At 64.6% G+C, this 18,408-nt stretch carries 20 protein-coding genes and 1 pseudogene; 9 read left to right on the forward strand and 12 right to left on the reverse strand.

The annotated features are described in order from the left end of the window. Positions 1-25: 25 nt before the first annotated feature. Entirely contained in the window at positions 26-349 is a 324-nt protein-coding gene (locus CH249_RS18125; RefSeq protein WP_027498443.1) for a putative quinol monooxygenase, read from the forward strand. Between the two features lie 6 nt (positions 350-355). Here CH249_RS18125 and CH249_RS18130 read toward each other — a convergent pair whose 3' ends face one another. Together CH249_RS18130 and CH249_RS18135 are read right to left on the reverse strand one after the other, a co-directional pair. Then, positions 356-1,258 (reverse strand): alpha/beta fold hydrolase, encoded by a 903-nt coding sequence (locus tag CH249_RS18130; protein WP_094646817.1) that lies wholly within the window; start codon positions 1,256-1,258, stop codon positions 356-358. 40 nt (positions 1,259-1,298) lie between these two features. After that, the gene (locus CH249_RS18135; RefSeq protein ID WP_094681943.1) at positions 1,299-2,087 is read right to left on the reverse strand and encodes an RsiV family protein; all 789 of its coding nucleotides are present in this window, start codon (positions 2,085-2,087) and stop codon (positions 1,299-1,301) included. 121 nt (positions 2,088-2,208) lie between these two features. On the opposite strand from CH249_RS18135, the gene CH249_RS18140 reads away from it, so the two are divergent. Continuing rightward, complete coding sequence (locus CH249_RS18140; protein WP_032393793.1) at positions 2,209-2,562, forward strand: VOC family protein; 354 nt, start codon at positions 2,209-2,211, stop codon at positions 2,560-2,562. A gap of 115 nt (positions 2,563-2,677) precedes the next feature. Here CH249_RS18140 and groL read toward each other — a convergent pair whose 3' ends face one another. Next, on the reverse strand, positions 2,678-4,303 hold the full coding sequence (groL, locus tag CH249_RS18145) for a chaperonin GroEL (protein WP_008713461.1): 1,626 nt from the start codon (positions 4,301-4,303) through the stop codon (positions 2,678-2,680). Positions 4,304-4,710: 407 nt separating this feature from the next. Between groL and CH249_RS18150 the strand changes: the two are divergent. Then, a pseudogene (locus tag CH249_RS18150) lies at positions 4,711-6,193 on the forward strand (amino acid permease). Positions 6,194-6,248: 55 nt separating this feature from the next. On the opposite strand, the gene CH249_RS18155 reads toward CH249_RS18150, so the two are convergent. Then, a complete protein-coding gene (locus CH249_RS18155) occupies positions 6,249-7,163 on the reverse strand; it encodes a serine/threonine-protein kinase (RefSeq protein WP_045198773.1) in 915 nt (304 codons plus the stop codon). Positions 7,164-7,407: 244 nt separating this feature from the next. Here CH249_RS18155 and CH249_RS18160 point away from each other — a divergent pair, with 244 nt between their 5' ends. Further along, positions 7,408-9,273 (forward strand): BCCT family transporter, encoded by a 1,866-nt coding sequence (locus CH249_RS18160; RefSeq protein ID WP_179272845.1) that lies wholly within the window; start codon positions 7,408-7,410, stop codon positions 9,271-9,273. Positions 9,274-9,315: 42 nt separating this feature from the next. Here CH249_RS18160 and CH249_RS18165 read toward each other — a convergent pair whose 3' ends face one another. Continuing rightward, positions 9,316-9,645: a helix-turn-helix domain-containing protein gene (locus CH249_RS18165; RefSeq protein ID WP_032393789.1), complete on the reverse strand. Its 330-nt coding sequence runs from the start codon at positions 9,643-9,645 to the stop codon at positions 9,316-9,318. A gap of 79 nt (positions 9,646-9,724) precedes the next feature. Here CH249_RS18165 and CH249_RS18170 point away from each other — a divergent pair, with 79 nt between their 5' ends. Continuing rightward, positions 9,725-10,072, forward strand: coding sequence for a DoxX family protein (locus CH249_RS18170; RefSeq protein ID WP_045198769.1), 348 nt, complete (start codon positions 9,725-9,727; stop codon positions 10,070-10,072). On the opposite strand, the gene CH249_RS18175 is transcribed toward CH249_RS18170, so the two are convergent. From CH249_RS18175 to CH249_RS28020, 7 genes are all read right to left on the reverse strand, one after another. After that, on the reverse strand, positions 10,052-10,657 hold the full coding sequence (locus tag CH249_RS18175; RefSeq protein WP_094630891.1) for a DJ-1/PfpI family protein: 606 nt from the start codon (positions 10,655-10,657) through the stop codon (positions 10,052-10,054). The genes CH249_RS18170 and CH249_RS18175 overlap by 21 nt on opposite strands. A 10-nt stretch (positions 10,658-10,667) precedes the next feature. Beyond that, positions 10,668-11,345 (reverse strand): GPP34 family phosphoprotein, encoded by a 678-nt coding sequence (locus CH249_RS18180; protein WP_032393786.1) that lies wholly within the window; start codon positions 11,343-11,345, stop codon positions 10,668-10,670. Next, positions 11,342-11,761, reverse strand: coding sequence for a DUF1801 domain-containing protein (locus CH249_RS18185; RefSeq protein ID WP_094630892.1), 420 nt, complete (start codon positions 11,759-11,761; stop codon positions 11,342-11,344). Before CH249_RS18185 ends, CH249_RS18180 begins: the two co-directional genes overlap by 4 nt. Further along, complete coding sequence (locus tag CH249_RS18190; protein ID WP_045198761.1) at positions 11,758-12,102, reverse strand: UBP-type zinc finger domain-containing protein; 345 nt, start codon at positions 12,100-12,102, stop codon at positions 11,758-11,760. Before CH249_RS18190 ends, CH249_RS18185 begins: the two co-directional genes overlap by 4 nt. Further along, positions 12,099-13,601, reverse strand: a complete 1,503-nt coding sequence (locus CH249_RS18195) for an ATP-binding protein (RefSeq protein WP_094630895.1) — start codon at positions 13,599-13,601, stop codon at positions 12,099-12,101. Before CH249_RS18195 ends, CH249_RS18190 begins: the two co-directional genes overlap by 4 nt. After that, a complete protein-coding gene (locus CH249_RS18200; protein WP_032393782.1) occupies positions 13,598-15,253 on the reverse strand; it encodes an FAD-dependent oxidoreductase in 1,656 nt (551 codons plus the stop codon). The genes CH249_RS18195 and CH249_RS18200 overlap by 4 nt, the downstream gene beginning before the upstream one ends. A gap of 88 nt (positions 15,254-15,341) precedes the next feature. Beyond that, on the reverse strand, positions 15,342-15,479 hold the full coding sequence (locus tag CH249_RS28020; protein WP_176460599.1) for a hypothetical protein: 138 nt from the start codon (positions 15,477-15,479) through the stop codon (positions 15,342-15,344). Between the two features lie 198 nt (positions 15,480-15,677). Between CH249_RS28020 and CH249_RS18205 the strand changes: the two genes are divergently transcribed. From CH249_RS18205 to CH249_RS18220, 4 genes are all read left to right on the forward strand, one after another. Further along, positions 15,678-16,472, forward strand: coding sequence for a DUF1206 domain-containing protein (locus CH249_RS18205; RefSeq protein WP_052049233.1), 795 nt, complete (start codon positions 15,678-15,680; stop codon positions 16,470-16,472). A gap of 262 nt (positions 16,473-16,734) precedes the next feature. Next, on the forward strand, positions 16,735-17,199 hold the full coding sequence (locus tag CH249_RS18210; RefSeq protein ID WP_094681998.1) for an SRPBCC family protein: 465 nt from the start codon (positions 16,735-16,737) through the stop codon (positions 17,197-17,199). An 88-nt stretch (positions 17,200-17,287) separates the two neighbouring features. After that, a complete protein-coding gene (locus CH249_RS18215) occupies positions 17,288-17,557 on the forward strand; it encodes a GlsB/YeaQ/YmgE family stress response membrane protein (protein WP_045198755.1) in 270 nt (89 codons plus the stop codon). Positions 17,558-17,690: 133 nt separating this feature from the next. Further along, complete coding sequence (locus tag CH249_RS18220; RefSeq protein WP_094681944.1) at positions 17,691-18,407, forward strand: phosphatidylserine decarboxylase; 717 nt, start codon at positions 17,691-17,693, stop codon at positions 18,405-18,407. Position 18,408 lies beyond the last annotated feature (1 nt).

Genomic DNA, 18,408 nt, shown 5'->3' on the forward strand with positions numbered 1-18,408 from the left:
ACAACCCCAACAACGAGGAGCAACGTTGATCTTCATCACCGCCAAGTTCAAGGTCAAGCCCGAGCACGCCGACAACTGGCCCGAGATTTCGCGCGACTTCACCGAGGCCTGCCAGGCCGAGGAGGGGTGCCTCTGGTACTTCTGGTCACGCACCCTCGACGACCCGACCGAGTACGTCCTGGTGGAGGCCTTCAAGGACCCCGACGCCGGTGCGACACACGTGAACTCGGATCACTTCAAGCAGGCGCAGAAGGATCTCCCGCCGTACCTGCAGGAGACGCCGAAGATCATCAGCCAAGAGGTCGACGGCACCGACTGGAACGAACTGGGCGAACTCGCCGTCGACTAGATCGTTCTAGCTCCGTTCTCGATCCCGGACCACCTGGCCCAGCGTCACGACCGCGTCGGCGAACTGTCCCGGCAGTTCCTGCGGCGGGTTGTGGCCGCAGTCGATCTGCCGAACGTCGATCAGATCGGTGAAGTGCGCCGCGTGGTCCGGGCTGCCGTACAGCGAGGCAACGGTGTCCTCGGTCGGATCGATCACGATCGTGGGCACCGTGATCCTCGGTTGCTCGGTCAGCGATTCCTGCGTCGCTGCATAGGCCGGGTCCCCGGCCTCGATGCCGTAGCGGTGGCGGTAGGAATGCACGGACACGTCCACGAAGTCGGGGTTGTCGAACGAGGGTGCGGTGGCCGCGAACTCGGAATCACCGAACCGCCAGGTCGGCGACCAATCCGTCCACAGTGTCTGTGCGATCTCTGCGCGGTGGGCCGCGAGCCCGGCCCGGCCCCGCTCGGAGTGCAGGTAGTACTGATACCAGTACCGCTTCTCGAGATGCGGCAACACCGGCGTCGACACTGCCGCGGCGATGTCCTGGACCAGGTAGCCGGACACGCTCACCAGGCCCGACACCAACTCCGGCCACATCGCGGCGACGACGCACGCCGCTCGCCCACCCCAGTCGTAGCCGGCGACGATGGGCTCGTTCAGTTCCAGCGCGAGAATCAACTCACGCAGGTCGTGGCCGATCGCGGCCTGCTCTCCGGATCGCAACGTGTCGGCGTCGACGAACCGGGTCGGTCCGAAGCCCCGCAGATACGGCACCACCACGTCGTATCCGGATTCGGCGAGCAGCCTGGCGACGTCGTCGTAACCGCGTGGGTCGTACGGAAACCCGTGTAGCAGCACCACCGAGGGACCGGACGGATCGCCGACGCGGTCGAACTCCACATCCAACACTCCTGCGCGAATCATCATGGGTCCATGCTCGCATTGCGGTGGCGGTATGCGCCGAGGGTCAACTGCTCAGCATGTCCTGCATGCCGGGCGCGAGAACGTCGGACAGGTCGGTCCATGGGACGGTGATCGTGATGAGGCCGATGCCATAGGCCCCCACCTGGTAGTCACCGAAGTGAATGTTCATCCCCTCCGGTGATGCGGTCCAGTTGCCGAAGTCGGCCACCGTCGGCTCGATGCCCGAGCGCTCGAAGTTCTCGCCTGCCCGGGTGGTCGGAAGAATCTTCGCCGCTTGCTCGGACAACCTGGACAGACCGGCATCGAGATCGGTGAACGCGTCACCGAGGGTGATCGGCTGTGCGGTGTCGACGTCGATCGTCACGGTCGAGATCAGCGAATCACCATGGGCGCCGGCAGGCACCGCGATCCAGTCGGTGATCTGTTCGGAACTGATCACGCGCCTACCGACGTAGGTGGAGCTCGGCGTGTAGCCGTCGCCGAGGGCGAAGTCCTGTCCGTCGTGGCCGTCGATCAAGTCCTGCAAGGCCGCCCGCATCGACTCGTTGAACTCCGCCGTCACAGCGGGATCCCCACCACTGAGCTGCGGAATGGCGACATCGTAGGTTGCATGTTCCGTGGATCCGGTGACCCGAGTGCTGCCGACGACGTACGACTCGGCGGCATTCGACGTGGTGGGCGGAGTTGTACTCGTCGGCTCGGCGGGCTCGGTCGTGGCCGGTGTGTCGGAGGTCGTCGGCGCGGACGCGGGCGTGGCGGTTCCCGAAGTGGAACAACCCGCGAGGGCCGCTGTCACGGCAAGTGCGGCAGCCATCGAGCGAATGCGAGTCATGACCGACCCTAACCACTGCGCGTCGACTCACTCAACAGGAAACAACTGCGGAGCACCGACTCCGCAGCTAGCGTCGAACCGTTCGGTTCGTCTCGACCGGCCACGTTTCGGAGGGAGTTCGATGAGAACCAGGAGCATCATCACCAATCTGCGCGTGCCGAACGTGGACGCGGCCAAGTCGTTCTACACCGAGTTTCTCGGTCTGCGTTCGGAGGAGTTCGACATGGGCTGGGTTGCGCGGCTGACGTCGCCCGACCGCCCGGTCAGCGTTCAACTCGTAACCGAAGATGCCAGCGCACCGGAGGATTCGGTGATGTCGGTGCACACCGACGATGTCGACGGCGCGTACACCGAAGCCCAGAAGTTGGGCTACGAGATCGTGTATCCGTTGACGACCGAACCGTGGGGTGTTCGCCGGTTCTTCGTTCGCGCTCCCGACGGCAACGTCATCAACATCGCGTATCACCGGGACTGACTGCATCGAATCGGGTGCAGCAGACCGCGCCAGGCGCGGCCCAGTGCACCCGATTCGAACGCGAAAAAACCCGACCCCGCAGAGCGGAGTCGGGCTTTTCAGCGAGGGGCTGGACTCAGAAGTCCATGCCGCCCATGCCACCGGTCGGATCGCCTGCGGGCGCTCCGGCCTTCTCGGGCTTGTCGGCGACGACGGCCTCGGTGGTGAGGAACAGAGCCGCGATGGACGCTGCGTTCTGCAGTGCCGAGCGGGTGACCTTGACCGGGTCGTTGATGCCTGCAGCGAGCAGGTCCTCGTACTCGTTGGTCGCGGCGTTGAGGCCGTGACCGGCGGGCAGGTTGGAGACCTTGTCCGCAACGACGCCGGGCTCGAGGCCTGCGTTGAATGCGATCTGCTTGAGCGGAGCGGACAGCGCGACGCGAACGATGTTCACGCCGGTTGCCTCGTCACCGTCGAGCTTGAGGTTGTCGAGTGCGGGCGCTGCCTGGAGCAGTGCCACGCCGCCACCGGCGACGATGCCTTCTTCGACGGCTGCCTTGGCGTTACGCACGGCATCTTCGATGCGGTGCTTGCGCTCCTTGAGCTCGACCTCGGTCGCCGCTCCGGCCTTGATGACTGCAACGCCACCGGCCAGCTTGGCCAGGCGCTCCTGCAGCTTCTCGCGGTCGTAGTCGGAATCGGAGTTCTCGATCTCGGCGCGGATCTGGTTGACGCGACCGGCGATGGCGTCGGAATCTCCCGAGCCCTCGACGATGGTGGTCTCGTCCTTGGTGATGACGACCTTGCGTGCCTGACCGAGCAGCTCGAGTCCGGCGGTCTCCAGGGAGAGGCCGACCTCTTCGCTGATGACCTCGCCGCCCGTGAGGATGGCGATGTCGGCGAGCTGAGCCTTGCGGCGGTCACCGAATCCGGGAGCCTTGACGGCCACGGACTTGAAGGTGCCACGGATCTTGTTCACCACGAGGGTGGAGAGAGCTTCGCCCTCGACGTCCTCGGCGATGATGACGAGCGGCTTGCCGGACTGGATGACCTTCTCCAGCAGCGGCAGCAGGTCCTTGACAGTGCTGATCTTGGAGCTGACGAGCAGGATGTACGCGTCTTCGAGGACGGCTTCCTGACGCTCTGCATCGGTGGCGAAGTACGCCGAGATGTAGCCCTTGTCGAAGCGCATGCCCTCGGTGAGCTCGAGCTGCAGGCCGAAGGTGTTGGACTCCTCGACCGTGATGACGCCTTCCTTGCCGACCTTGTCCATGGCCTCGGCGATGAGCTCGCCGATGGACGGGTCGCCTGCGGAGATGCCAGCGGTAGCAGCGATCTGCTCCTTGGTGTCGATCTCCTTGGCGGACGCGAGCAGCGACTCGGTGACGGCTGCAACAGCCTTCTCGATGCCGCGCTTGAGGCCGAGCGGGTTCGCGCCGGCTGCGACGTTGCGCAGGCCTTCACGGACGAGTGCCTGAGCGAGAACGGTAGCGGTGGTGGTGCCGTCGCCTGCGACGTCGTCGGTCTTCTTGGCGACCTCCTTGACGAGCTCGGCACCGATCTTCTCGTAGGGATCTTCGAGCTCGATCTCCTTGGCGATGGAAACACCATCGTTGGTGATCGTGGGAGCTCCCCACTTCTTCTCGAGTACGACGTTGCGACCCTTGGGGCCCAACGTCACCTTTACTGCGTCGGCGAGGGCATTGAGGCCTCGCTCGAGGCCACGGCGTGCCTCTTCGTCGAACGCGATGATCTTGGCCATTGCGAAGTGATCCTCCGGATTGGGGGTGACACATTGCTGGCCGAGCTCGGTGCCCGCGACGGACGACCAGGGGTGTCGTTGATTCCCCGGCCTCACCGTGTCCCGACCTGGCACTCACGTGTCGAGAGTGCCAACTGCATTTCTAGCACTCGACCATGGCGAGTGCAAGGTCGTCCGCCGGGAGCGAACCACCGCCACCCCCGTGCCCGACGCCACCGCGCGGCGACAGTCGCGAGCAGATGCTCACCTTCGCGCGGGCCCTTCACACACTGTTCACATCAGGAGCCATTGTTAACATTCGGCATCTTCCGCACGAACGCCGAACGCTAATATCGTTCTGGGACAGTAGTTTTCACGTCATTTCAATTCGGACATACCCCCACAAAAGCGACAGTAAGGATCGAAACATGTCCGATACGGTCGACACCTCGTACGACAATTCGGCGATGGATCACGAGGAGGAGGGCTACCACAAGGGCCTCAAACCTCGTCAGTTGCAGATGATCGCGATCGGCGGCGCGATCGGCACCGGCCTGTTCCTCGGCGCGGGCGGACGCCTCGCCAGTGCCGGCCCCGGCCTGTTTCTCGCCTACGCCCTGTGCGGCATCTTCGTCTTCTTCATCCTGCGTGCACTCGGCGAGCTGGTCCTGCATCGCCCGTCGTCGGGCAGCTTCGTGTCCTACGCGCGCGAGTTCTTCGGCGAGAAGGCTGCGTTCGTCGCGGGCTGGATGTACTTCCTCAACTGGGCGATGACGGCCATCGTCGACGTCACGGCCATCGCGACGTACATGCACTACTGGGGCAGCTTCGAGGTGATCCCGCAGTGGGTCATCGCACTGATCGCCCTCGTCATCGTCATGTCCATCAATCTCGTCTCGGTCCGCTGGTTCGGTGAGATGGAATTCTGGGCGGCGATGATCAAGGTCGTCGCGCTGGTGACCTTCCTCATCGTGGGCATCGTGTTCCTCGCCGGCCGCATTCCGGTGGGCACCGAGGTGCCGGGTATCAACCTCATCACCGACAACGGCGGCTTGTTCCCGTCCGGAGCATGGCCACTGGTGATCGTGATCTCGGGTGTCGTGTTCGCCTATGCCGCAGTGGAATTGGTGGGGACGGCTGCGGGTGAGACCGAGAACCCGGAGAAGATCATGCCGCGGGCGATCAACTCGGTCATCGCTCGTATCGCACTGTATCTACGTCGGCTCGCTGGTGTTGCTGGCCGTGCTGATGCCGTACACCGCGTACCAGGCCGGGACGTCGCCGTTCGTGACGTTCTTCTCGAGCATCGGTCTGGGCGGCGCGGGCACCATCATGAACATCGTGGTGCTCACCGCCGCGTTGTCGAGCCTGAACGCCGGGCTGTACTCGACGGGCCGCATTCTGCGCTCGATGGCGATGAACGGCAGCGCGCCGGAGTTCACCAAGAAGATGACCAAGGGCGGCGTACCGTTCGGCGGCATCCTGCTCACCTGCTTCATCACGCTGTTCGGCGTCGCCCTCAACGCGATCGCCCCGGGCGAGGCCTTCGAGATCGTGCTGAATATGTCCGCGCTCGGCATCATCGCCAGCTGGGCGACCATCGTGCTGTGCCAGATACAGCTGTTCCGCTGGTCCAAGAAGGGCATCCTCGAACGGCCCAAGTTCCGGTTGTTCGGTGCGCCGTACACCAGCTACGCAACCCTGGTGTTCCTGTTCGGCGTGCTGGTGCTGATGGCGTTCGACGCCCCGATCGGCAGCTGGACCATCGCCACCCTGGTGGTCATCATTCCCGCACTGATCGGCGGCTGGTTCCTGGTGCGCACCAAGGTGCTCGCCGTCGCCGAGGAACGCCTCGGCTACACCGGTCAGTACCCGGTGGTGGCGAACCGTCCGGTCGATCCGGAGGAGTGAACCCGTGAGCGAAGGCCCCACACCGACTCGGTGTGGGGCCTTCGTCGTGTCGCGGTCAGGAAAACTTGAGCCAGCGCGATCGGCTGAACGGCGATCGGCGCGGCGGCGGCTCCGGAACTCCCGCTTTCACTGCTGCCGCCACCGCATCGCTGAGCTCGGCGCAGGTTCGGAAGCGATCCGCCGGGTCCTTCGCCAGCGCGCGTGCGACCACGGCGTCGAGGCCTCGGGGCAACGAGCGTCGACGCCGTGTCACCGACGGCGGCTCGGCCGTGAGGTGTGCAGCGGTGATGGCCAACGGCGTGGCCAGCGGATACGGCGTCCGGCCAGTTGTCAGCTCGACGAGCGTGGCCCCCAGACCGTAGACGTCGGTCTGCGCACTGAGCACTCCCCCGCGCAGCAGTTCCGGTGCCGCGTACGGGATGGATGCCATCACCGTCCCACCCGCAGCGAGCGGAGTCGCATCCCCCAGTAGGCGTGCAATTCCCCAGTCGGACAACATCACCTGCTCGTAGCCGTCGATTCGCTCGGTGGAGACGAGAATGTTGGCCGGCTTGACGTCCCGATGCACGACGCCCTGCGAGTGGGCGTAGTCGAGTCCCTTGGCCACCTCGGCGACGATGCGCGCCGCCCGGGACACGTCGAGAGCGATCTGTCCGCGGGCGACCAGCCGCGCGGCGCTGTAGCCGTCCACGTAGTGCATCGACATCCACAACTGGTGCTCGAACTCACCGTGCTCGTGCACCGACACGATGTTCGGGTGCACCAGTTGCGCGGCGACGGCCGCTTCCATCCGAAACTTGTTGCGCAACCTCGGCGATCGAGACGCGTCCCGGTCCAGGATCTTGAGGGCCTCGAGCCGATCGTGGCCGCGTCCGAGAACCAGATACACCTCGCTCATGCCCCCGACACCGAGGCGGCGCTGCACCCGAAATCCCGCGAACTCCGAACCCGGCTGCAATCGCATCGTCATGGAATCGCCTGCCGCACAGGGCTACTCGCGCCGCCGTAACCGACGGGTGACACGATCGGACACGTCCGCAGCATCGACAGAACTGTAGTCCGTTCCAGGGCTCGAGGCGACTCGGCAGTTTCGCCACCAGCGCCGATGTCGTTTATGGTAATTACCGGTACTTGACCGAAACAAGAGAAAAAGAACGGCAAACCGATAACGGTCAGCCGATTACGGTGACTCGAGTTGTAAGGAAGTCAAGTAAGTGAAAGCAATAAAAGAAGCATGGGGAGGCCTGCTCAAGCCGGTCTTCGTCCCCGCCTCGGTCATCATCTTCGTCATGATCGCCTTCTCCGTGATCTACGCGAGCACGGCGGCAGACTCGTTCGAAAAGCTCAACGAGGCCATCACCGCGGGCGTCGGCTGGTGGTACATCCTGGCCGCGACCGGCTTCGTACTGTTCTCCCTGTACTGCGGCCTGAGCAAAGTCGGCAACATCCGGCTCGGTCGCGACGACGAGAAGCCCGAGTTCGGCGTCCTGTCCTGGTTCGCCATGCTGTTCAGCGCAGGCATGGGCATCGGCCTGGTGTTCTACGGCGTCGCCGAGCCGCTCTCGCACTACGTGACGCCACCCGAGGCGGGCGGCGTTCCCGGTAGCACCGACCCCGCTGCACGTCAGGCCATGGAGCTCACCCTCTTCCACTGGGGCCTGCACGCCTGGGCCATCTACGTCGTCGTCGGACTCGGCATGGCGTACATGACGTACCGCAAGGGTCGCCCGCTGACCGTCCGCTGGCTGCTGGAACCGCTGCTCGGCCGCAAGCGCATCGAGGGTCCGATCGGCCACGCCATCGACACCGTCGCCATCGTCGGCACACTGTTCGGCGTCGCGACCTCACTCGGGTTCGGTGTCCAGCAGATCTCCGCGGGCCTCGAGTACCTCGGCTGGGTCGAGACCACCAATTGGTTCGTGATCGTGCTCATCGCCGCCATCACCGGTATCGCCACCTTCTCGGTGGTCAGCGGTGTGTCCAAGGGTCTCAAGTGGCTCTCGAACATCAACATGGGACTGGCAGCTGCACTCGCCCTGTTCGTGCTGCTCCTCGGCCCGACACTGTTCCTGATGCAGTCCTGGGTACAGAACCTCGGCGGCTACGTCCAGGCTCTTCCCGAGCTGGCCCTGCGCACCTCGCCGTTCTCCGACGACGGCTGGGCCGGCGGCTGGACCATCTTCTACTGGGGCTGGTGGATGAGCTGGGCACCGTTCGTCGGCATGTTCATCGCGCGTATCTCCCGCGGCCGCACCATCCGTGAATTCGTGTTCGGTGTGCTGCTCGCTCCGACCATCGTCGGCTCGCTGTGGTTCACCATCTTCGGCGACACCGGCATCCTTCGGCAGCGCAACGAGGGCGATCTGCTCGACGCCGAGGGCGCGGTGAACACCGACACCAGCCTGTTCCAGGTGCTCGACGGCCTCCCGATCGCCGCGATCACCAGCGTCATCGCCATCGCGGTCATCGTGTTCTTCTTCGTCACGTCCTCGGACTCGGGATCGTTGGTCATCGACATTCTCTCGACCGGTGGGGAACTGGAAACCCCGAAGATCACCCGGGTCTACTGGGCCGTGCTGCAGGGCGTGGCCGCGGCCGTGCTGCTGCTCGTCGGTGGTTCGAGTTCGCTGACGGCGCTGCAGACGATGTCGATAGCCACGGCCGTGCCCTTCTCGATAGTGCTGGCCCTGGCCTGTGTGTCGATGCTCAAGGCGTTCCGCTACGACGTCGCCACCACACCGCGGTACGTGCGCGTGACCACCACCTCCGACGTCGCAGGAGAGGAGACGACGGTGTCCGCACCTGCCGCACCTCGAAAGCGTGCGACGGCCGGGATCTCCACGACGTTCTCCGGACTGTCGCCGTCGCGGGAGGGGCTGACATCCTCTCGCGCCGACGGAAGCGTCGTACTGGCAGTGCACGAGGTGCCCAACGAACAGCTCGAGGTTCATCCCGAAACCGGGGCGGTCGAGTACTCCGGAGACAATGCTCCGGTCGACCCACTCGGCGGCGAAGTCTTCGACACGCAGGAATTCGCCGACTCGGCCGAGGGCCAGAAGGACAGCAACCACACCGACTGACCGATCGATCCACCTCTGGCCCTCGCGACGCCGTCGCGGGGGTCAGAGGTTTTTCGAAGCCCAGTCGGTCAGAGCCTCCAACGACGGCAGCAGCGCCTCTCCGGACGTCGTCAGGCTGTAGCCGACGGAGATGGGTGGCCCGTCGTCGACGGTGCGCGTCACCAGGCCTGCCTTGCCGAGTTCGCCCAGTCGCTCCGACAACACCGAGTCACTGATGCCACCGACCGCGCGGCGAAGGTCCGAGAACCCCATCGGCCCGTTCATCAGCGTCGCGAGAAGAATTCCGTTCCATCTCTTGCCGAGGAAGCCGAAGGCTTTGGTCAGCGCCCCGTCGCAGGCACGAGGGTCGTGAGGCTGCTCGCTGGTGACCATACGTCCACCTTACCGAGGTGCTACAGTCCGCCTTGCTGCTTCTGAATTACTAGTGGCCTCGGATATGAAAGAAGGGCTCATGTTCATCGCAACCGTCGTCGTCTCGGTTCTGCTCGCCGTCGCGCTCACGTTCTCCGCCATCGGAAAACTGACGAAGAATCCCTCCGTCATCCCCATGCTCGAACAGGTCGGCGTCCCCGCCGACAAGATCCCCTGGCTCGCCTACGTCGAAATCCTCGGAGCCGTCGGCCTGCTGGTCGGATTGGCCGTCTGGCCCATCGGCGTCGCAGCCGCGGTCGGCGTCATCCTCTACTTCGTCGGAGCCGTTGCCGCCCACCTTCGCGCCAAGGACAAGGAATTCGCACCCGCCGCCGGACTGGCCGTGTTCGCGATCGTCGCGCTGGTGCTACGGGTGCTCAGCGCCTGACCAGTCGTAATCCATCTGGCTCGCGGTGGCGAGAGCATGATCCGCTCCCGCCCACCGCGCGACCAGGTGCAACGCCAGATCGAGACCGGCGCTGATACCCGCCGAGGTCGCCAGATCGCCGTGGTCGATGTATCGAACGGCCTCGTGGACGACGAGCGCAGGCCATCGAGCGGACAGTTGCTCCAGATCCTCCCAGTGCGTGGTGACCGGGCGTGTGTCGAGCAAATCCGCTGCGGCGAGCACGAACGCACCGGTGCATACCGACGCGACCAACTCCGCACCGGGCCGAGTGCGCTGCAACCACTCCAGCACTCGGCCGTTCGCCTCGAGGGCGTCGACGACACCTCCGGGAACCAGGACGACGTCGTACCCCCGCGGATCGTCGATCGTGGTGTCCACCCCGATCCTCATTCCACCCCTGGCGACGACCGGCCTGTCATCGATCCCCACGAGACTCACCTCGAAAGGTCGTGCACTCCCGGCACGGTCGGCCACTCGATTCGCCACCGAGAACACCTCGAACGGCCCGCACGCGTCGAGTACCTCGACATCGTCGAACAAGACAATTGCAACGCTTCTGCTCATACCCTGACTTTCAGCTGCTCGTGGTCGACACGATGACGGGCACCATCACCGCGGCCATCACCGCAGCGTTCACATCCGAGACGGCCTTGCGCACAGCCGCGCCTGCCCATTCCCCCTCGGCGACCTGCTTCGCCCTCTGTTTCAGCAGCTTCTTGTCCGCATCCACTATCACCTTGTGCGTCAGGTCCACCGCCGAGATCAACGAGATCAGCGCAGCCGTGTGGGGCGACGGCGTCGTCCCGTCGACGAGCGCGCCGCGTAGGGAATCTCTCAACCCCTTCTCGTGCGAGGTGTCACGAGCAGGCCACGTCGTGGTCGGGAACAGCCCCAATACCTTGGCCTTGTTCTCGGCGACGAAACCCTGGGCCACCAACCGAGCAATCAACTCCTTCGACAGATTCTTCTGCGACTTCTCGATCACCTTCTGCGGCTTCATCGGCCGCGACGCCGATGCCACGAGATCGAACACTCGACGCAGCAGGCCATCGGCGGGGGGCGCTCCTGCGACGACCACGTGATCTTTCTTCGTCTGCTCGCCGGGGCCGGTGATGCGCAACGACCCACCCATCGCGAGCTCGACCACCAGGGCACCTGCCAGCACCCGCGGTAACTTCGTGCTGTCGGCCAGCGGCTTGCCCGAGTCGTCGTCGAGCAACAGCAACAGGAGGTCCTCTGCGATCAAGGTCATGACGCGAGGCTACCCAGGATGTACGCGTAGTTGTGAGCCACCAGTTGCTCGAGAATCGCTATGTCCACATCGGCGAGCTTGTTCACGTACAGGCAACCTGCGCCTCGCTTGTGCTTGCCCAAGCGTTCGAGCAGTGAATCCGATTGCGGGGCGTACGTCGCGCCGTACACCGACAGATTCGCCTTACGTGGGGAGAACCCCACGACGAGACTCTCGCCCCGACGGCCACTGCCCGTCGTGTAACGGTAGGCACCGAAACCCACCATCGTCGGCCCCCACATCACCGCCGGCTGCCCGGTCACCCGACCCATCATCTCGGCCAGGGCGAGACCGTCCGCGCGGCGAACCGGATGTTCGACAGCGGCCAGAAAATCCTCGGCCGGTACATCGGTGGGTCGAGTCAGGTTCTCGTTCAATTGATCAGGGCCTGCCAGTTCGACGGCACCCGCTCACGCGGCCCGGGCACCGTCTGATCGAGCGGATGATGTTGCGGCGGAGCCAGTTCGGGGCCGTCGTACATCTGCTCGTCGGCATAGTTGTAGAACCAGTCCTCGCCGGGCTCGTAACTGCGCACGAACTGGTGCCGGGTGGACTCCGCATGCTTACTGGCGTGCTGCGACGGTGAGGAATCGCAACACCCGATATGGCCGCACTGCGCGCACCGACGCAGATGCACCCACCACCCTTGCGTTTGCGTGCACTCCACACAGCCCGGGCCCGACGGTGGGACCTTCGGGTCGATGCCTTCGATGGTCATGTTGCCTCCTCTGTGGCCGGGTCGACGGGCAGCCGAACGATGAACCGTGTGTCGCCCGGTTCGGACACCACTCGCAGATCACCCTGGTGCTTCTTCACCACGATCCGCCACGAGATGTCCAGACCGAGACCCGTACCTTCGCCGACCGGTTTGGTGGTGAAGAACGGCTCGAAGATCCGCGACCGAATCTCCTGCGGCACACCGGGTCCGGTATCACAGATCTCGATCTGAACCTGATCCTCGTCCAACGATGTCCGCACCGTCAACACCCCCTTCTCTTTCGGGGTCGTTCCTGCAGGCTCCACTCCCGCGCCTGCCATCGCCTGCACGGCATTGTCGATCAGGTTCGTCCACACCTGGTTGAGTTCGGCTGCGTAGACCGGGATGGGCGGAACCGCGGGGTCGTAGTCCTTCACCACCCGAATCTCGTCACCGATCTTGCGGCCCAACATGATCAAAGTGCTGTCGAGCAATTCCCGCACGTCGACGGTCTGGTACGGCGCGCGGTCCATCTGCGAATACTGTTTCGCTGCACCGACGAGCGTGGAGATGCGCGTGGTCGAATCCGCGATCTCGTTCATCAACAGCTCGGTTTCGACGGTGTAGTTGAGCCACCGGATCGCACCCTCCAGCATCGTCGGATCGTCCACCGTCGCAGCAACCTTGTCGAGCCACGGCACATCCAGACCGGCCGAGACGAACGTCGGAGCCAGATCCCAACCGTCGCCGATACCCTTGTCCTCGAACCATTCTCCGAGTTCGTCCTCGCGGTCCGACGCCTCCATCGCGGTCAGCTTCGGAGCCTTGGCCACCAACTCCACGGCCTCGTTCTGCAGTCCGACCAGATGCGCCATGCTGCCGCGATCGAGAGTGCCGCCGGCGATCATCGCCAACTTCTGCCGCATGTGCGCCACCCGATTCCGCAACGCCGACGTAGCCCGCACCGCAGCGGCTGCCGGATTGTTCAGCTCGTGCGTCAACCCGGCAGACAGAGAACCCAACGCCAACAGGCGTTCTCGTTGTTCCACTATCTGCTTGGTGTTCTGATTGCCGAAGAACAGACCCTCGAGCAGGTGCAGCGCCATCGGGAACCATTCCCGCACGATGGACGCGAAGCACTCGGCGTCGAGCACGAAGAACCGCGAGCGCTCGGTCACCCGCATCGAACCCTGGTACGTCTGCGGCACCCGATCACCCAGGTACGCCTGCCACGCACCCGCGTACACCCCCCGCTGGGAGGTCCGGTTGACCACCAGATCCTCCCCGCCCGAGAGCTTCGAGAGCACGACGGCACCGTCCATCAACACGTAGAAGCACGTCGCCGGATCGCCCTCCGCATACACCGGCCCGGGTTCGATCGTTTCGATGCGTCCGTCCCGACACAGCTCCGCCAGCTGCGAGTCGGAGAGATGCTCGAACAAGAACAGAGTCCGCAACTCCTCCGGATCACACGCAAGCCCACTCTGGTCACTCCGCGGGCTCCGCTCCTGCGCGCTCACGGGTTCGCCAGATATCTGTGCACCAACATCACGGCCATTGCTCCCTCTCCCACTGCCGACGCGACGCGTTTGGCCGAGTCGGATCGAACGTCACCGGCCGCGAAGACGCCGGGCACACTCGTCTCGAGGTGATGCGGCAGGCGAGTCGGCGTCCACCCGGCAGGTCCCCGTCCGTCGGTGACGAGATCCGGCCCGGTGACCACGAATCCATGGTCGTCCCGCACGAGTACCCCGTCGAGCCACTCGGTGCGCGGCGCCGCCCCGATGAACAGGAACAGATACTGCGCGTCGACGGTCGTCGTCTCGTCGGTTGCCCGGTTCCGCAGCGTGATCGACTCGAGGTGACCGTCGCCCGACACGCCCGCGACCTCGGTGCACGGCCGAACGCTGATCTTCGGATTCTCTTCGATCTGTTTGATGAGGTAGTACGACATCGACGCTTCGAGGGAAGACGCTCTGATCAGAATTGTCACCGACTTCGCCCCGCGCGAGAGGTACACCGCCGCCTGCCCGGCCGAGTTCGCGCCGCCGACGATGTAGACGTCCTGCTCGGCACAGCGCGCCGCCTCGGTCATCGCCGATCCGTAGAACACGCCGCGTCCGGTGAAGTCGTCGATTCCCGGTGCGTCCAGCCTGCGATAGGCGACACCGGTGGACAGGATGATCGTCTGTGCACTGATGCTGCGGCCGTCGGCGAACCGTACGGTGCGCGCGGCACCGTTGGTTTCCAGGCCGACGACGTCCTGGGTGGTGACCACCTCGGCACCGAACTTGAGCGCCTGCCGCCGTGCACGCTCGGCCAGCTGTGCACCCGACACCCCGTCGGGAAAGCCCAGGTAGTTCTCGATGCGAGAACTCTGACCGGCCTGGCCACCGGTTGCGGTCCGCTCGATCAGGGTCGTCCGCAGACCCTCCGACGCACCGTAGAGCGCAGCTCCCAGTCCCGCCGGTCCGCCGCCGATGACGACCAGGTCGTAGAACTCCTCGGACGGCGACACCGTCAACCCGAGCCGATTGCCGAGTTCGGCATCGGACGGTTCGATCAGCGCATCGCCCTCGGTGGTGATGACCACCGGCAACCGGCTGTCGTCCACGCCCGCGGCCGCCAGCAGCCGGGCACCCTCGGACTCGTCGGACATGTACCAGCGATACGGCAGCTGATTGCGAGCGAGGAACTCGCGGATCTCCGACGAGCGCGCGGACCAACGGTGGCCGATGATCTTGGTGTCCTCGACGGCCCGATGGTCGTAGGCACACCAGGCCTCGAGTTGGGCGTCGAGCACGGGATAGAGCTTCTCCTCGGGGGGATCCCACGGCTTGAGCAGGTAGTAGTCGAGGTCGATGACGTTGATCGCGTCGATTGCGGCGTCGGTGTCCGCGTACGCGGTCAGAAGGATGCGCCTGGCCGTCGGGAAGATGTCCATGGCCTGCTCGAGAAATTCCATGCCGCTCATCTGCGGCATCCGATAGTCGGCCAACAGTATGGCGACCGGTGTGCCGCGCAGCGCGAGTTCCTTCAGCGCGTCGAGCGCCCCGGAACCGGACTCCGCACGCACGATGCGGTACTGCTCGCCGTATCGGCGGCGCAGGTCGCGGGCGACCGAACGTGAAACCCCTGGATCGTCGTCGACGCTGAGAATGACCGGTTTCATGACCCTCCAGAACTGGTGCTCACCAACGACATGAGCATGCCACCGCGTCGCCCCGAATGGGAGGCAAGCAGTCCTGGAATCAGTGGGGTCAGATTCGGCCGCGCCTGATCAGATCGAGCTCCTGCGGGGTGAGGAGTCGTTCGAGCTTCTCGGCGGGCCAGGTGCGTGGGCTGCCGCTCATCCTGGCGGTCTTCAACAGCGGGAGATCTCTGCTGGTACGACGCATTATCGACTGTAATTTCACGGTGGATCACTCCGAACAATTTCTTCGTTGGTCCCGACACTCCGCTTGCTACATCGATCAGTGTCCGCCCGGTGTTAACGCCTCGGTGGGATCTCGTGCGGCGTTTCGCAGCTCGAGACAGTTTCCTCGGTCCTCGCTCGGGGTAAACGAGAGCCCCAATCTACTGATCGGGGAACGATAGTGAACACGTCGGGAAATGTGGCCAGTTCCGTACAGAACAACGGAGCATTCGAGAAAGCGGCGCGAGCCGGCCATTTCGTCAGCGGAGTGCTGCACATTCTGATCGGATACATCGCGGTTCGGTTGGCATTCGGCCAGGCAGGTAATGCAGACCAGTCCGGTGCACTCGCCGAATTGGCCGACAAGCCCGGCGGGAGGATTGCGCTCTGGGTGGCGGTGGTCGCTTTCGTGGCGCTGGCGCTGTGGCGCATCGTCGAAGCGATCGTCGGCAAGAAGTCCGACGCCGACGCAGGCAGTGCGATGGACCGTCTCAAGGCTGCCGCGCTGGCCGTTGTCTACATCGCGTTCGCTTTCTCGACCTACGGCTTCGCTACCGGCTCGGGCAAGTCGAGCGGGCAGCAGAACGCCGGCTGGTCGGCGCGATTGATGGAATCCGGCGGCGGCAAGCTCGTGCTCATTGCTGTCGCGCTGGTCGTCATCGGCGTCGGCGGATACCACGTCTACAAGGGCGTTTCGAAGAACTTCCTCGACGATCTCGAAGGCCACCGGAGCGGGGCCGTCGTCAAACTCGGCATCGCCGGATACGCCGCGAAGGGCACTGCCCTCGTCGGAGCCGGACTCCTCGTCGTGGTGGCCGTTCTGCAGTCCGATCCGTCGAAGGCCACCGGCATCGACGGTGCCCTCAAGACCCTCGGCTCACAGCCCTACGGTCAGGTTCTGCTGATCCTCGCCGGAGTGGGCATCGCGCTCTACGGGCTCTATGCCTTCGTCCTGGCTCGCTTCGCTCGCATGTGAGCGGGAGTGGTGCCTGCGGAACGACCCCAGGTGAGCGGGAGTGGAGCCTGCGGAACGACCCCAGGTGAGCGGGAGTGGAGCCTGCGGAACGACCCCAGGTGAGCGGGAGTGGAGCCTGCGGAACGACCCCAGGTGAGCGGTACTTCGTAGTGGGCTACGAATTTCTGCTCACCTATGTGGTCGATTGTGTCCGTTGACACATAGGATGCGCACGATTGAGTGTGACATTCAGTTGCATCTACTCACTATCAGGAGGCCCACGTTGAGCAAGACTCTCGAAGCCACGATCGACATCGCCGCGAGCCCCGAGACCGTATGGTCCATCGTCTCGGATCTGCAGCGCATGGGTGAGTGGAGCCCGCAGTGCAAGAAGATGAAGGTCTTCGGCGGACCGGTCGGCAAGGGCACCAAGACGCTCAACGTCAATCGCAAGGGGATGCTCGTCTGGCCCACGACCTCCAAGGTCGTCACCTTCGAGCCCAACCGTGAACTCGCCTTCCGCGTCGTCGAGAACAAGACGATCTGGTCCTACACCCTCACACCGACCGCGACCGGAACGACCGTGGTCGAGAAGCGGCAGGCACCCAGCGGCACGTCGGCGGTGTCGTCGTTGCTGGTCAAGCGTGTCCTCGGCGGCATCGACGAGTTCGACGTCGAACTGGTCGAGGGTATGAACAGCACCCTGCGCCGCATCAAGGTCGAGAGCGAGAAGCTGGGAAGAAAATAATTCTTCTCAGGAAGGTTTCAGGTTTGTTTCCCTCGGGCATCCGACGTTTCGACAAGCAAACGACACGAACGGAAAGTGGGGGCAACACATGTTGGGTCTCGGATTCATCGGCTGGATCATCATCGGCGGACTCGCAGGGTGGATCGGCAGCAAGATCATGAAGACGGACGCTCAGATGGGCATCATCCTGAACATCGTCGTCGGCGTCATCGGTGGCCTCATCGGCGGATACCTGCTGAAGGTCTTCGGCGTCGACGTCGAAGGTGGCGGACTGATCTTCAGCTTCATCACCTGCATCCTCGGCGCAGTCATCCTGCTGTTCCTGGTCAAGCTCGTGACAGGTCGCAGCCGCGTCTGATCGACTCGCAGCTCCCGACTGCCGGGGCACCTCACGTACGCTGTGAGGGCCTCGGCAGTCGTGCTTTCACGCCTCGATTGCTTCCGGCATCACGACCTGCCGACACCTGTCCGACGAAAAGTTAGAGGAGACCGTGGCACGCCGTCCCGCCCCGATTGGTCAACCGCACCGCACCGGAGCGGCTCACATCGTCGACCTGGTCCGTGAAACGGTTCCACCGCTCCACCCCGCAGGCCTGCCGTTCGTCGGTGGCCCGCTCGCCGTCGCCGTTCTCGGCCGCCGATCCAAGTGGGTTCGCAACGCCGGCCTCGTCGCCGCCGGAGCCTGCGCCACCTTCTTCCGCCACCCGTCGCGGGTGCCACCGAACCGCCCCGGCGTCGTCGTCGCTCCCGCCGACGGCCTGGTCACCCTCGTCGATACCGCCGTCCCGCCCGCCGAGCTCGATCTGGGCTCGCAGCCGGTTCCGCGCGTGAGCATCTTCCTCTCGGTCCTCGACGTGCACGTCCAGCGCGTTCCCGTCGCCGGTCGAGTGGTGGAGGTCGTGCATCGCCGAGGCCAGTTCAAGTCCGCAGACCTTGCCGAGGCCAGCGAGGTCAACGAGCGCAACAGCATGCACATCAGGACCGACTCCGGTCAGGACGTCGCCGTCGTGCAGATCGCCGGTCTCATTGCTCGACGCATCATCAACAACGCCAAGGTGGGCGACGCCCTGTCGATCGGCGACACGTACGGCCTGATCCGGTTCGGTTCCCGCGTCGACACCTACTTCCCCGCGGGCACCACACTGCTGGTCGAACGCGGTCAACGCGCCGTCGGCGCCGAGACGGTCCTCGCCGAGCTTCCACAGTAGA

Source organism: Rhodococcus sp. 05-2255-3B1 (assembly GCF_002258545.1).
Lineage (GTDB): Bacteria > Actinomycetota > Actinomycetes > Mycobacteriales > Mycobacteriaceae > Rhodococcoides.

Bases quoted from the DNA above. Each gene is read 5' to 3' on its own strand.
- CH249_RS18200 (WP_032393782.1), bottom strand. From the start codon at position 15,253: ATGAAACCGGTCATTCTCAGCGTCGACGACGATCCAGGGGTTTCACGT.
- CH249_RS28020 (WP_176460599.1), bottom strand. From the start codon at position 15,479: ATGCGTCGTACCAGCAGAGATCTCCCGCTGTTGAAGACCGCCAGGATG.
- CH249_RS18170 (WP_045198769.1), top strand. From the start codon at position 9,725: ATGTTCATCGCAACCGTCGTCGTCTCGGTTCTGCTCGCCGTCGCGCTC.
- CH249_RS18135 (WP_094681943.1), bottom strand. From the start codon at position 2,087: ATGACTCGCATTCGCTCGATGGCTGCCGCACTTGCCGTGACAGCGGCC.
- CH249_RS18130 (WP_094646817.1), bottom strand. From the start codon at position 1,258: ATGATGATTCGCGCAGGAGTGTTGGATGTGGAGTTCGACCGCGTCGGC.
- CH249_RS18155 (WP_045198773.1), bottom strand. From the start codon at position 7,163: ATGACGATGCGATTGCAGCCGGGTTCGGAGTTCGCGGGATTTCGGGTG.
- CH249_RS18180 (WP_032393786.1), bottom strand. From the start codon at position 11,345: ATGACCTTGATCGCAGAGGACCTCCTGTTGCTGTTGCTCGACGACGAC.
- CH249_RS18215 (WP_045198755.1), top strand. From the start codon at position 17,288: ATGTTGGGTCTCGGATTCATCGGCTGGATCATCATCGGCGGACTCGCA.
- groL (WP_008713461.1), bottom strand. From the start codon at position 4,303: ATGGCCAAGATCATCGCGTTCGACGAAGAGGCACGCCGTGGCCTCGAG.
- CH249_RS18165 (WP_032393789.1), bottom strand. From the start codon at position 9,645: ATGGTCACCAGCGAGCAGCCTCACGACCCTCGTGCCTGCGACGGGGCG.
- CH249_RS18175 (WP_094630891.1), bottom strand. From the start codon at position 10,657: ATGAGCAGAAGCGTTGCAATTGTCTTGTTCGACGATGTCGAGGTACTC.
- CH249_RS18190 (WP_045198761.1), bottom strand. From the start codon at position 12,102: ATGACCATCGAAGGCATCGACCCGAAGGTCCCACCGTCGGGCCCGGGC.
- CH249_RS18140 (WP_032393793.1), top strand. From the start codon at position 2,209: ATGAGAACCAGGAGCATCATCACCAATCTGCGCGTGCCGAACGTGGAC.